This is a genomic window from Chryseobacterium sp. SNU WT5 (assembly GCF_007362475.1).
Lineage (GTDB): Bacteria > Bacteroidota > Bacteroidia > Flavobacteriales > Weeksellaceae > Kaistella.
On sequence record NZ_CP041687.1, the window covers coordinates 947,404 to 960,217 of the forward strand.

At 35.0% G+C, this 12,814-nt stretch carries 13 protein-coding genes; 8 read left to right on the forward strand and 5 right to left on the reverse strand.

Annotation, left to right across the window (positions count from 1 at the left end; all coding sequences use genetic code 11):
• Window positions 1-23 precede the first annotated feature (23 nt).
• Window positions 24-1,517, forward strand: a complete 1,494-nt coding sequence (gene rmuC, locus FNJ88_RS04535) for a DNA recombination protein RmuC (protein ID WP_143851991.1) — start codon at window positions 24-26, stop codon at window positions 1,515-1,517.
• Between the two features lie 43 nt (window positions 1,518-1,560).
• Window positions 1,561-2,328 carry a TrmH family RNA methyltransferase gene (locus FNJ88_RS04540; RefSeq protein WP_143851993.1) on the forward strand — a complete coding sequence of 256 codons (768 nt, stop codon included), beginning with the start codon at window positions 1,561-1,563 and terminating at the stop codon, window positions 2,326-2,328.
• Between the two features lie 51 nt (window positions 2,329-2,379).
• Here FNJ88_RS04540 and FNJ88_RS04545 read toward each other — a convergent pair whose 3' ends face one another.
• Window positions 2,380-2,721, reverse strand: a complete 342-nt coding sequence (locus FNJ88_RS04545) for a hypothetical protein (RefSeq protein ID WP_143851994.1) — start codon at window positions 2,719-2,721, stop codon at window positions 2,380-2,382.
• 168 nt (window positions 2,722-2,889) lie between these two features.
• Here FNJ88_RS04545 and FNJ88_RS04550 point away from each other — a divergent pair, with 168 nt between their 5' ends.
• Both FNJ88_RS04550 and FNJ88_RS04555 read left to right on the forward strand, forming a co-directional pair.
• Window positions 2,890-4,059: a hypothetical protein gene (locus FNJ88_RS04550; protein ID WP_143851996.1), complete on the forward strand. Its 1,170-nt coding sequence runs from the start codon at window positions 2,890-2,892 to the stop codon at window positions 4,057-4,059.
• The gene (locus tag FNJ88_RS04555) at window positions 4,043-4,627 is read left to right on the forward strand and encodes a hypothetical protein (protein ID WP_143851998.1); all 585 of its coding nucleotides are present in this window, start codon (window positions 4,043-4,045) and stop codon (window positions 4,625-4,627) included. Before FNJ88_RS04550 ends, FNJ88_RS04555 begins: the two co-directional genes overlap by 17 nt.
• Here FNJ88_RS04555 and FNJ88_RS04560 read toward each other — a convergent pair.
• The 4 genes from FNJ88_RS04560 to FNJ88_RS04575 all read right to left on the reverse strand — a co-directional run bounded on the left by FNJ88_RS04560 (window position 4,564) and on the right by FNJ88_RS04575 (window position 8,581).
• Window positions 4,564-5,151 carry a 5-formyltetrahydrofolate cyclo-ligase gene (locus FNJ88_RS04560; RefSeq protein ID WP_143852001.1) on the reverse strand — a complete coding sequence of 196 codons (588 nt, stop codon included), beginning with the start codon at window positions 5,149-5,151 and terminating at the stop codon, window positions 4,564-4,566. The genes FNJ88_RS04555 and FNJ88_RS04560 overlap by 64 nt on opposite strands.
• 103 nt (window positions 5,152-5,254) lie before the next feature.
• A complete protein-coding gene (locus FNJ88_RS04565; protein ID WP_143852003.1) occupies window positions 5,255-6,610 on the reverse strand; it encodes a rhodanese-related sulfurtransferase in 1,356 nt (451 codons plus the stop codon).
• 239 nt (window positions 6,611-6,849) lie between these two features.
• Window positions 6,850-8,010, reverse strand: a complete 1,161-nt coding sequence (locus FNJ88_RS04570; RefSeq protein ID WP_143852004.1) for a GlmU family protein — start codon at window positions 8,008-8,010, stop codon at window positions 6,850-6,852.
• A gap of 319 nt (window positions 8,011-8,329) precedes the next feature.
• On the reverse strand, window positions 8,330-8,581 hold the full coding sequence (locus FNJ88_RS04575) for a type B 50S ribosomal protein L31 (protein WP_143852006.1): 252 nt from the start codon (window positions 8,579-8,581) through the stop codon (window positions 8,330-8,332).
• Window positions 8,582-8,765: 184 nt separating this feature from the next.
• On the opposite strand from FNJ88_RS04575, the gene FNJ88_RS04580 reads away from it, so the two are divergent.
• The 4 genes from FNJ88_RS04580 to FNJ88_RS04595 all read left to right on the forward strand — a co-directional run bounded on the left by FNJ88_RS04580 (window position 8,766) and on the right by FNJ88_RS04595 (window position 12,807).
• Window positions 8,766-10,151, forward strand: a complete 1,386-nt coding sequence (locus tag FNJ88_RS04580; protein WP_143852007.1) for a hypothetical protein — start codon at window positions 8,766-8,768, stop codon at window positions 10,149-10,151.
• Between the two features lie 237 nt (window positions 10,152-10,388).
• The gene (locus FNJ88_RS04585) at window positions 10,389-10,715 is read left to right on the forward strand and encodes a nucleotide pyrophosphohydrolase (RefSeq protein ID WP_143852009.1); all 327 of its coding nucleotides are present in this window, start codon (window positions 10,389-10,391) and stop codon (window positions 10,713-10,715) included.
• A 59-nt stretch (window positions 10,716-10,774) separates the two neighbouring features.
• Window positions 10,775-12,001: a 3-phosphoshikimate 1-carboxyvinyltransferase gene (locus FNJ88_RS04590; protein WP_143852011.1), complete on the forward strand. Its 1,227-nt coding sequence runs from the start codon at window positions 10,775-10,777 to the stop codon at window positions 11,999-12,001.
• 14 nt (window positions 12,002-12,015) lie between these two features.
• A complete protein-coding gene (locus FNJ88_RS04595) occupies window positions 12,016-12,807 on the forward strand; it encodes an SDR family oxidoreductase (RefSeq protein WP_143852012.1) in 792 nt (263 codons plus the stop codon).
• The last annotated feature ends 7 nt before the right edge of the window (window positions 12,808-12,814 follow it).

Consider the following 12,814-nt stretch of genomic DNA (forward strand, 5'->3'; position numbering starts at 1 on the left):
ATTATCTTTCGTATTTTTGAACAATGGACTTGATTTCTATTTTAATCGGTGTAATGATCGGTGCAGGTATTATCTATTTTATTCTAAAATCTTCCCACCTTCCGCGTAAAGCTTTCGATGAGTTGAATGAGAAATTTATTAAGACGAATTCAAATCTTGAAAATTCAGTAGGTAGATTTGAAGAATTACAGCTGGATTTTACAAAAGAAAAAGAAACCAATCAACTTCAGCAAGAATACATCAGCCAACTCAAAAATGAAGTTGCAACGATCTCCGCAGAACACTCTTCTTTAAATATGCGTATTCAGCAACATTACGAAGCAAATTTGAAGCAGGAGGAAAGAGTAGAAGAACTGAACTTTGAAAAACAAATTATTTTTGCAAAAAATTCTGAACTCTCCGCAATTAATGATTCGTTAAAGAACTCTCTGGAAAATCAGAAGGAAGAAATTACTAAAATGCAGGAATTAGCTAAAAATGAATTTCAAAATTTAGCGAATAAAATCTTAGAGGAAAAATCCGAAAAATTTACAGCTTTAAATCAAAATAACCTCAAAACCATTCTGGAACCCTTTCAGGAAAAAATCACTGAGCTACGTAATAAAGTTGGTGAAACATATGATAAAGAATCAAAAGAAAGATTTTCTCTCGGTGAGAAAGTTAGAGAACTTGCCCAACTAAACCAGCAAATATCTGAAGATGCTAAGAAACTCACACGCGCACTGAAGGGGGAAAGCAAAACCCAGGGAAACTGGGGCGAAATGATCCTAGAAAATATTTTAGAAAAATCCGGTTTGGTGAAAGGTCGTGAATATTTTCTGGAGCACGAACTTAGAGACGAAGACAATAAAGCGTTATCTTCCGAATTTTCAGGGAAGAAAATGCGTCCCGATGCCGTAGTCAAATATCCCGATGAAAGGAACGTAATAATTGACTCCAAAGTTTCTTTAACAGCTTTTGTTGAACTTGTAGATGAATCCGATCAAGATATTTATCAGTTAAAACTTAACCAGCATCTGAATTCAATAAAGAACCACATCAAACAATTAAGCGACAAAGCTTATGATGATTATGACAAGTCGCTTGATTTCGTAATGATGTTTATTCCAAGTGAATCCGCGTATATAGCAGCAATGCAGGCAGACCCCAATCTTTGGAACTTTGCTTACGACAAAAGAATTCTGTTGTTGAATCCAAGTAATTTAATCACCTCATTGAAACTGGTTTCTGACTTATGGAAAAGAGAATATCAAAATAAAAACGCCGCAGAAATTGCAGAGCGGGGAGCGAAATTGTACGATAAGTTCGTAGGATTCGTCGAAAATCTGGAAAAAGTCGGAAAAAACATCGATCAGGCAAAGAATGTTTATAATGATGCTTTCAAACAATTATCAACCGGAAATGATAATTTAATCAACCAGACAAATAAATTAAAAGCCCTCGGAATTAAAAACAAAAAGAATATCCCGCAAAGTTTAGAAGAATCTGCAGAACAGTGGTTAGATTACAATGAATAGCAAATTATTCCATTATCTCAAAAAAAAATATCTTAAAAATCATATGTTAATCGAAAGCTTACAAAACGAAAAAATTAAATACGTAACGCGACTTATCACAGATAATCGCTTTCGAAAGAGAGAACATGTATTTGTTGTGGAAGGAAAGCAGGAAAATGAACGCGCCCTAAGATTTGGATTTGAGCCTGTGGAATATTTTATTGAAGAAGAAATTTTTAATGATAAGCAGCCGAATGGAAAAGTTCACTTTGTATCAGCAAAAGTATACGACAAATTAGCTTATCGGGGTTCTTCTGAAGGAATTATAGCAATTTACAAAACTAAATTTAATGATTTAAAAGATTTTGAGCCAACAAAGAATTCTTCAATCATAATTTTAGAAGGTGTTGAAAAGCCGGGTAATTTGGGAGCGATATTAAGAAGTTGCGAAGCTTTTGGAATTGAAGCACTTATTGTAACAGACAGCAAAGTTGATTTCTTTAATCCAAATGTTATTCGCTCCAGTGTAGGTTGCCTGTTTGGGATGAATATCTTCATATCTGATAATCCTGAGATTTATAAATTCTTACAACAACACAATTTCCATATCTACACTACCATTATGGACAAAGGTTCAGTTGATATTCAATCTCAAAATCTTACGGAAAAAAGTGCAGTTCTATTTGGCACCGAACATTCCGGCTTAACAGATTACTGGGTTGGTAAAGGTAAGAATACCCTGATCCCAATGGCGGGAAGTATTGATTCTTTAAATTTGAGTAATGCGGTTGCTATTAGCTGTTACGAAATGCTTCGTCAAAAAATGGCATAAAAAAAACCGCTTCTCTAAGAGAAACGGTTTAATTGTATTAGACTTTGCTAATTATTTTTTAACAGCGTCTTTTACTGCATCTTTAGCGTCAGCAGCAGCACCTTTAGCAGCATCAGCAGCACCAGTTGCAGCATCAGCAGCACCTTTAGCAGCATCTTTAGCCATATCAGCACCAGCAGCAGTAGTAGCAGAAGCAGCATCTTTAGCAGCATCAACAGTTACGTTAGCAGCAGAATCAATAACAGTTGCAGCAGAATCAGCGATCACAGCAGCAGAATCAGACATAGCAACAGCAGCAGAATCATCAGCGTTAGCAGTTTCTACAGTTTCAGTTTTGTTACAAGCTACTAATGCGATTGCAGCGAATGCAGCTAAAAAAAATGACTTTTTCATAATAATTAAATTTAATTGTTTGTTTTAAATTGAAGCGTTCGTTTATTTGAACAGGACAAAGATATAGTGAGAATTAAATTTGTTTTGGAAAATTAATTGTAATATATTTGTAAAATCGTTTTACAAAATAAAGCATCTGAAAATCAATAAATTACATATAATTAGCAATTGAGCGATTTAGATTTATTACACTTCGAACAACTAAAAAATGAGGTTCAAACTCAATATTTAGAGAATCACACCCCCTCCTTTGAAGATATTTCAAAATGGAAAGGGATTGATATCATTTATTTCCAGGAAGACCTGCGAAAAATTGCCAAAGGAAATATAAGCGAAAAATCATTTTATACTTACTTTAAAAACTCTCCTGTCACTAAACTTCCACGTATTGATATGCTAAATATTCTCTCTATTTATGCGGGATATATTTCGTGGTATGACTTTAAAAAGAATCATCTCTTTGCAGAAGAATTGCTTAAAGAATTTGAAGAGGAAGATGAAACTCTAGCTGAACAATTAGAACAGTCTGTTCAGAATACAGAACTATTTGACAATAATCAAGCGCCTTCAGTAAAATCAGCTCAAAAAGAGCAAAATAATCCAATCCAACTATCCGATAAAAGAGATTTACAAAAATCTACCACTGAGAACCAACTGGTTAACATAAAAAACTCTAATTTAGAAACGGACGCCACTGCTGGCCAAGAATCTCCAATTTCAGTGGTGAAAAAATATTTATGGTTAGGGATTTCTACTATTTTAGCAATAGCAGTTGGACTATTAGGTTTTAAAGATGAAATTTTCAGTAAAAAATTCTATTATAGTTTTGTTGATGCCGACCGGAATTCAAAAATAAATGCAGAATTGCAAGTCCAGATTCTAAAGGAAAATGAATCTCCTATATTCTATTCCGCAAAACCTAATGAAGCATTTGTATATACAACCAAATCAAAAGACCTTACGATGGTTGTTTCATCTCCTTACTATCGAACAGATACGATCAAACGAAATCTAGAAAACGCACCAGAAGCTGAGACATTTGAGTTAAAGCCAAATGATTATGCAATTATGCTTTTCTATTATTCAAAATCTATTAAAGAGCTTAAAATCAAAAGAGAAACCCTTAATTATCTGATTAGTGACAACGCTCTTATTTATCAGGTTTATGACAACGAGACTTACGGAGTAGAAACCATGGACAAACAGCGGTATATCAACTTAGTCACTTTACCATCTACCTCTCTGGAAAATTTAGAAGTCATCGATACCAAAAATGACAAAAACAATAAGATTATCATGATTAAATTTAAAATTGCCACCAATGAAAAATCTAAATAATATTTTTCTTTTCATCTTTTCCATCTCAGTAATCCTCAGCGCTTGCAATAAAGATACAGCTAAAAGATCTGACCTTGACATTGTTAGAACTAACAATAATAAAATAACATATCCTGTCACTTCCATGGATAGCGCTCAGGCAATATCTTCGATTACTAAACAAAAAATTCAGGAATTATTCGATCTATCTACCCTTTACACTTCGGGGAATAGGGACACTGAGATTGACTCAGTAATTTATGCACAAATGAAAAGCTATTTCTCCGAAAAGGATTCTTCTAAACTTAGTCCGTTGCTGTATCAACTGGATAGCCTTAAAGTTCAGACTGCAAAAGTAGGAGATATTTCTGTGTCAAAAAAAATCCGAGGAAAAGACACTTTAGATTTTGCCAAGTTTTCTGTTGAGTACTTTGATGCGAGAAGCCGCCCGGTCGGGAAATTCGAAAAAAACGCTCAATATATACTAAAAACTTCTCCCGTCAACTTTAAAAAAGAATTTAAGTTTTATTTCGTAGAATTTGACCCAATATTTCCAAAAGACAGTACTTCAACAGGAGTTACCAAATAATTCAGAGGAATATCAAAAGAAGATGCGTCATCCACTTTTTCAACTGGCGAAAAAAAACTGACTCCAACTTTCAGCGTTGCTGGCTCAATTTCTGAAAAAAATCGGTCATAAAATCCTTTTCCATACCCCACTCTATTTCCAGATCCATCGGAATATAAAAGTGGTGTTATCACACAATCATAATCCTTCACACCGCAATCTTTATTTCCAGCTGGCTCTTTAATTCCCCAAGCATTTTCTATTAGATGTGTTTCTCTATCTATTTCGAGCGAAATTAATTTTCCTTTTACAATTTTTGGAACAAAAACACGGATTTTATTCTCAAAGAAATAATTTAAAAATGAGGAAGTATCAACTTCGCATTTTTCTCGAATTGATAAAAAGCAATGAACTTTCTGATTCCCTACTAATTCAAATTTAGAGATGAAATTTATGAATATTTTTTCAGATAAGGAATCAACTTCTTGTCCTGCTAACGCTTCTTTTCTTCCTAAATAAAGTTTTCTGATTTCAGCTTTTTTCATCTTCAAATATAAATTAAATTGCGCCTTTGTGAAACGCAATTTATAATTTGAGCTGAATATTTTAAATCATATTTCAACTCTCGCTTATTTATCTGCTAAATTTCTACGATAAAATTTTATAGAGCTTATCAGATAAACGAATTCTAAATGGAGTTTCAAAAGTAATTTGATCTCCACCTTTTGCAGTTTCACAAGGACCTCCATTTGCGAAAAGTTCCGTAATCATAAATTCTTGTTCACCAGTTGTTGGACCAGAGATCAAAACTTTATCACCAATTGAAAGTGCATTATTTTCAACAAAAAACTGAGCGATTTTTGATTTTGTATAATAATGTTCTGCTTTTCCAACGAAAACTTTCTTGGTGGTAATTTTTTGACGGATATTCTTAGTTTCAGCTTTCGCTAAGGCTTTTTTTGGTAAATTGCCGGAGTTCTTAAATTTCAAAGCTTCAGATTTTCCTTTTCGAAAAACCTTATTTCCAACCTGGATTCCTCTTCTTAATTTCACCTGCTCAGCTAAAGGCAGATGAATGGTTTCCAAACATTCTGTAGAACAGCAGTTTTCCATGGCAGCTTTACAATCATCACATTGAATAAACAATAAATGACAACCATCATTCGCGCAATTCGTGTGGTTATCGCATGGTTTGCCACATTGGTGACACTGCGAAACGATATCATCGGTAATTCTTTCCCCTAACCGATGATCAAACACGAAGTTTTTACCAATGAATTTACTTTCAATATCTTCTTCTTTGATCTGTCGGGTATATTCGATAATTCCTCCTTCTAACTGATATACATTTTTAAAACCCTGATGTTTAAAGTAAGCGCTGGCTTTTTCACATCGGATTCCACCGGTACAATACATGAGCAGGTTTTTATCTTCTTTAAAATCCTGTAACTGTTCGTTGATGATCGGTAAACTTTCTCTGAAAGTCTCTACATCCGGTGTAATAGCGCCTTCGAAATGACCAACTTCACTTTCATAATGATTTCTAAAATCCACAACGATCGTATTTGGATCTTCCAGTAAATTATTAAATTCCTGCGCTTTGAGGTGAATTCCTTTATTGGTAACATCAAAAGTATCGTCATTCAAACCATCGGCTACAATTTTATGTCGAACTTTGATGGTCAATTTTAAAAAAGAATGATCATCTTGATCAATCGCTACATTCAAGCGAATTCCTTTCATGAAATCATAAGCTTCCAGCGTATCGCGAAAAGCATCTATATTATCAGCAGGAATACTCATTTGAGCATTAATTCCTTCATGGGCGACATAAATACGGCCGAGTGCATCAAGTGCATTCCAGGCTATAAATAATTCGTCGCGAAATTGTTTGGGATCTGGGATTTTGGCGTACGCATAGAAAGACAAGGTAAGACGTTGCTTACCAGCTTCATCAATAAGTTGAGCTCTTTCTTCTGCGCTTAAGGTGTTATACAGTTGCATGCTATAAACGGTTTAAGTGAGAAAATAATTTCGACAAAGATAAGGAATTCAGACTTGACCTTAAAATTTATGTTGCTTTGGGGCAGCTTTTTGACTACGTCGAATATCTATTTGTGATTTTTTTGGCAGACATTTCCATCCTCCGTTCCCGCTTTTTTTACTGTGATCTTCGCCTTCGCTCGGATAACAATAAAAAAGAGCTCCACTCAGGCTGGGCTGCAGATCATGTTAAGGTGAAATTAAGAGTTTTCGTAAATATGTTTCAGAATATTTTGATCTTCTTCCGTAAAAGGAACCTTTCTTCTTGCCATCGCTAATTCTGCAACTTCGTATGCTTTTTCCAGTTTGAATTTTTCATCACCTTTCATCCCGCCCCAAGAAAAACTCTCTATTAAGTTTGGAGGAAATCCACTTTTGAAGATGTTAGCTGCAACACCAACAACAGTTCCTGTGTTAAACTGGGAATTAATGGCAGATTTTGAATGATCACCCATAATTAAACCCGCAAACTGAAGGCCTGTGTTCACAAATTTTTTGGCCTTATAATTCCATAATTTCACGATGGCGTAATTATTCTTTAGATTAGAAGAGTTCGTGTCAGCACCGAGATTACACCATTCGCCAATCACAGAATTTCCCAAAAATCCATCATGACCTTTATTGGTATATCCGAAAATTACAATATTATTGACTTCACCACCAACTTTACAATGCGGACCAACAGTCGTTGCACCATAAATTTTTGCACCTAGATTAAATTTAGAATCATTACAAAGCGCAATCGGACCTCGAAGATTACAGCCTTCCATCACTTCGGCATTTTTTCCGATATAGATTTTCCCTGTTTTGGTATTTAAAGTTGAAAATTCGATCTCTGCTCCTTCTTCAATAAATAAATCACCTACATTCCCCAGAAATCCATTGGTTGCAGAAAGCACAGCGGAACCCCTTCCTTTGGTAAGCAATTCAAAATCAAAATTGATTGCCTCTTCGTTATAGGTGAACAAATCTGTTGGCTGCTTAAAAAACAAAACATCTTCTTCGATATCAGTCATCTTATCAATGTGACTCAAAGAAAAATTCTCCATATTGATTCTTACTGCAAGCAATTCGTCTCTATAGACCAATGCCTCTCCAAGTTTTAATTCTTTAATTTGATTTACTAGTGTTTCATTCGGCAGAAAGTTAGGTACGATAAGTAAACTTTCTTTAAGTTCATAAGTTTTAAATTTATCCTGTAAATAATCTTCGGTTAGATAGGTGACTTCTGAAGTATCTAACAACTTTTGCCATCTTTCTGAAAATGTAAGAATACCGCAACGCATTTCTGCAACGGGTCTGGTAAAAGTAAGTGGTAAGAAGTCTTCCCAAAACTGGGCGTCGGAAAATACAAGTTGCATAGGTTATAATTGATGATTGATAAATAATATATTTTAAATGTACGACATGAACCACTTATTTTTTTCAACCACAAAGTCACAAAAGAGTGCATTATAGATGAATTAATAAAAGTTCACAAAATGAAAATCTATAGATTTTCAAAACTTTGTTATCTTGCAAAAGATGAGATTTTAGACTTTTCATCATTTTAACCTTTGTGACTTTGTGGTTTAAAATTCCTGATACTTAATCGCTTTCGGCATGCATCAAACAAATTTACACTAAAAAAAGTCTTTCAAAAAACTTGAAAGACTTTAATTATCGTTAAAATTCAAAAAATTACTTTGAGAATTTCTTGTACTTGTTCATGAATTTATCAACTCTACCTGCGGTATCGATCAATTTCACTTTTCCTGTGTAAAAAGGGTGCGACGATGAAGAGATCTCCATCTTTACCAATGGGTAAGTTGCTCCTTCATATTCAATAGTGTCTTTGGTATCTGCGGTAGATTTGCAAAGAAACACCTCGTCGTTACTCATGTCTTTGAAAACAACAAGTCTATAATTTTCTGGGTGGATTCCGTTTTTCATAACTAAATTTATTATTAATAATTAAAGTTTTGCTGTCGAAATAGTAATGGTATTTCTCTGCTAAATTTTAGACCGCAAAAGTACAAATAATTTTCTAATGTGCAAGCACTCCTACAATTTTATTTATAATTTTTCCGTTCAACATTTTTAATTAAATTTGAAAACTGTACCTACTTCTTACTCAATGAATAAATTTAAAGTTATAACTGCATTCTCATTCTGGGCTCTAATAACCGCAATTAGCTGTACCAGAGATGATCTCAATTTTGAAAGTCCATCCAAAGTGTTGCGGCTATCACAAGACACCGTTTTCTGCGATACGGTTTACAACCAGGTGCGCTCGGAAACTTATGCTGTTAAAATTTACAATGAGGAAGATAAGGATATTCTGATTCCCAAAATAGCTCTTGAAAATGGAGCTGGCTCTCTATACCGAATTAACGTGGACGGGAAAGCCGGTACAGACTTTAATAATGTTCCGTTAAGAAAGAATGACAGTATCTACATCTTCGTAGAGATTGCACCTATTGCAAACGCTCCTGAGGCCATTGCAGAGGATCGAATCAACATCCAAACTCCAGCAGGAAATCAACATGTGACCCTATTCTCCGTAATGCAAGATGCAGAATTTTACATTCAAAACAGCAACAACCCTAACATACTGGCTTCAAATACAATTTGGACCAACAATAAAGCAAAAATTATTTTTGGTAACCTAACGCTTGCCTCCGGGAAAACACTTGATATTCAGCAGGGAACAAAGGTCTATTTCCATAAAAATAGTGGCCTGAAAATTTCAAAAAATTCCAATCTGAATATTAATGGAGATCTAGGAAACGAGGTTATTTTCCGGGGAGACCGTAATGACACCAAATATGACACGCTTCCTAAAAACTGGAACGGAATTGAAATGGACACCAACTCAACTTTAAATATGAATTATGCAAAAGTTTTTGGTGGAACCAGAGGTTTAGAAATGAACCAAACGACTGCCAACATTACCAATTCAATTTTTCATACCCATCAAGAGTACGGGATTTATGCAATAAATTCTGTAGTGACTGCGAATAATTTAGTGATGAATAATTCTGGTAACGCCAATTTTGCGATCTACAAAGGTGGAACATATAACATTACCCACTCTACTTTGGCTAATTACTGGAATTTAAATTATGTGCTTCCAGGGTTTGGGTTATATGCTACGAATGAATACGACAACGGAACATCAATAGAACAAGGAGCCCTAACTTTAAACATAAAAAATTCTATTATTTATTCTGATAAGGAAAATGCAGTTCTTTTTAAGCCAACTTCAGGGCAAACTTTCAATTATAGTTTTCAAAATTCATTATTGAAATACGGAAGCACAGCCAACTACGCAATTGATCCTGCATCGATTAAAAATCAAGATCCAAAATTTCAGAATTATTTCATTCATAAAATGAATTTGAGAGTGAAAGCTGATTCTCCAGCAAAAGGAAAAGGAAATACTGGAACTGCAGCAACTGTTCCTTTTGATATTACGAAAGTTTCCAGAACGGTGACGCCAAGTATGGGAGCGTATCAGTAAAATGAGGTCTTTCTAATTTGGAAAAAGCTTTTAAAACGTGTCGAAAGTTGCAACCCGACTTGAACGGAAATCCTTTTCCTCACCCTAACCCTCTCCAAAGGAGAGGGAACTATAAGAAAAAAAGATTGAGAGTGAAAGGCGGAATTGTCTGCCAAAAAAAATAATAAATAGGCTTTCGACAAAATCAAATGTCTGCCAAAATAAGAAGAAACATTTTCACTGACTTAATACTACAATATGGAAATCACAAAACTTCAAAAAGAAGTTGACGAATGGATTAAAAACATAGGCGTTCGTTATTTTAACGAACTTACCAATATGGCAATGCTTACGGAAGAAGTTGGTGAAGTCGCCCGAATTATTGCCCGCCGTTATGGCGAGCAAAGTGAAAAGGAATCTGATAAAACGAAAGACCTTGGTGAAGAATTAGCCGATGTTTTATTTGTAACTTTATGTTTGGCCAATCAAACCGGAACCAATTTACAGGAGGCGTTTGACCGGAAAATGAAAGTCAAAACTGATCGCGATAAGGATCGTCATCAAAATAACGAGAAATTAAAATAAGAAACGCATTCAAAAGTCCCTCTCCTTGGGAGATGGCTTTAGGGTGAAGAGAAAAAAATATGCAATTAAAAAAAGCAAATTTAAAAGACAATGAAACCATTGAAATTACCGGTTCGAAAAGCATTTCGAATCGTCTTTTGGTTTTAAGTTATCTTTTTGAAAACACCATGATGATTGAGAATCTTTCGAACTCGCAAGACACTCAAGTACTAAAAAATGCATTGGAAAGTAAATCGGAGCAGATTGACATTCACCACGCGGGAACAGCCATGCGATTTCTGACTTCTTATTTCGCAATTCAAGAAGGCAGAACGACCTTTTTAACGGGTTCTAATAGGATGAAACATAGACCGATTCAGTTTTTGGTTGATGCTTTACGCGATTTGGGTGCAGACATTTCTTATGTTGAAAAAGAAGGTTATCCACCCTTAAAAATTGTCGGAAAAAAACTGGTAAAAAGTAAGGTGACTATTCCCGCAAATATTTCCAGTCAATTTATTTCTTCATTAATGCTGATTGGATCGAAATTAGAAAATGGCTTAAAAATTCATTTAGAAGGCCAAATCACCTCTCGTCCCTATTTGGAAATGACTTTGAAAATCCTGCGAAATATTGGAATTTCCAATGAATGGGAAGGTCAGATCATACAGATATTTCCAAATATACAAAGTGAAAAAAGTTCACAAATCATCACCTGCATCAGCGAAAGTGACTGGAGCTCTGCTTCTTACTATTATTCACTAGCTGCAATCGGTAGAAAATGTATTAACTTAAAAAGTTTCCGTCCTCATTCTCTCCAGGGCGATTCTGTGATCCGAGAAATCTATTGGGATTTCTTCGGCGTCAACACGATTTCTCAAGGTTCTGAAAGTAAAATTTCATTATTACCAGAAAGCACTTTCGTGTTTCCAGAACTGATTTCATTGGATATGAACGACTGTCCAGACATTGCGCAAACGCTTTGTGTGACGGCAACCGCTTTGAATATCCCTTTTGAGATTACCGGTTTATCAACTTTAAAAGTAAAAGAAACCGATCGATTAGTTGCTCTAAAAAACGAACTTTTTAAAATCGGCTGTATTGCGGAAATTACTGAAGACGCTATCTGGTCAACAAAATTTTTCGAATCGAATGATCACATTTCCATTGAAACGTATGACGATCACCGAATGGCCATGAGTTTCGCTCCGTTTTGCTTAATTAAAGCGCTAACGATTGAAAACGAACAAGTGGTTGAAAAATCTTATCCACAGTTTTGGGAGGATTTTGCACAATTATTAGACTAAACTTAAATAAGAAAATGACAATACTCATCACCGGAACTTCTGCCGGAATAGGATTTACCCTGGCCGAATATCTCGGAAAAAAGGGACATACCGTGTTCGGATTAAGCAGAAAAAATATAGAATCGGATTACTTTAAAACGATTCCGACCGATATTACCGATAACCTTCAAGTTCAAAATGCAATTGCTGAAGTTTTGAAAACCGAGACCAGAATTGATGTCCTTATCAATAACGCCGGAATGGGCATGGTTGGTGCCGTAGAAGATTCTTCACAAGACGAGATTCTGAAATTATTCAGTTTGAATTTAGTTGGTTCTGTGCAAATGATGACCGCAGTTTTACCAAAAATGCGCGAACAGAAAGCAGGAAAAATCATCAATGTTTCCAGTATCGGAAGTGAAATGGGTCTTCCGTTTCGTGGATTTTATTCAGCCTCAAAAGCTGCTGTAGATAAAGTCACAGAAGCCATTCGGTACGAAGTTTCCCCCTGGAATATTCAAGTTTGTGCGTTGCATTTAGGCGACATTAAAACAAATATTGCAGAAAACAGAGTTAAAACTAAAGTTTCAGAACCTTATCAAAAAACTTTTAATAAAGTTTATGGGTTGATGAATTCCCATGTGGACGAAGGAACTGAACCACTCGAAGTTGCAGAATATATTGAAAAGCTACTAGAGAAAAAAACCTGGAAAGCCCATTTTTATTTTGCAAAATTCGGACAGCGAATTGGTGTTCCATTAAAATGGATGTTGCCCCAAAATTTTTACGAAAATTTAATGCGGAAATATAACAAACTGGATGCGTAATATTTCT

Coding starts and splice junctions, on each gene's coding strand:
- FNJ88_RS04545 (WP_143851994.1), bottom strand. CDS start 2,721: ATGAAAAAGTCATTTTTTTTAGCTGCATTCGCTGCAATCGCATTAGTA.
- rmuC (WP_143851991.1), top strand. CDS start 24: ATGGACTTGATTTCTATTTTAATCGGTGTAATGATCGGTGCAGGTATT.
- FNJ88_RS04580 (WP_143852007.1), top strand. CDS start 8,766: ATGAATAAATTTAAAGTTATAACTGCATTCTCATTCTGGGCTCTAATA.
- FNJ88_RS04575 (WP_143852006.1), bottom strand. CDS start 8,581: ATGAAAAACGGAATCCACCCAGAAAATTATAGACTTGTTGTTTTCAAA.
- FNJ88_RS04560 (WP_143852001.1), bottom strand. CDS start 5,151: ATGAAAAAAGCTGAAATCAGAAAACTTTATTTAGGAAGAAAAGAAGCG.
- FNJ88_RS04585 (WP_143852009.1), top strand. CDS start 10,389: ATGGAAATCACAAAACTTCAAAAAGAAGTTGACGAATGGATTAAAAAC.
- FNJ88_RS04570 (WP_143852004.1), bottom strand. CDS start 8,010: ATGCAACTTGTATTTTCCGACGCCCAGTTTTGGGAAGACTTCTTACCA.
- FNJ88_RS04565 (WP_143852003.1), bottom strand. CDS start 6,610: ATGCAACTGTATAACACCTTAAGCGCAGAAGAAAGAGCTCAACTTATT.
- FNJ88_RS04555 (WP_143851998.1), top strand. CDS start 4,043: ATGAAAAATCTAAATAATATTTTTCTTTTCATCTTTTCCATCTCAGTA.
- FNJ88_RS04595 (WP_143852012.1), top strand. CDS start 12,016: ATGACAATACTCATCACCGGAACTTCTGCCGGAATAGGATTTACCCTG.
- FNJ88_RS04590 (WP_143852011.1), top strand. CDS start 10,775: ATGCAATTAAAAAAAGCAAATTTAAAAGACAATGAAACCATTGAAATT.
- FNJ88_RS04540 (WP_143851993.1), top strand. CDS start 1,561: ATGTTAATCGAAAGCTTACAAAACGAAAAAATTAAATACGTAACGCGA.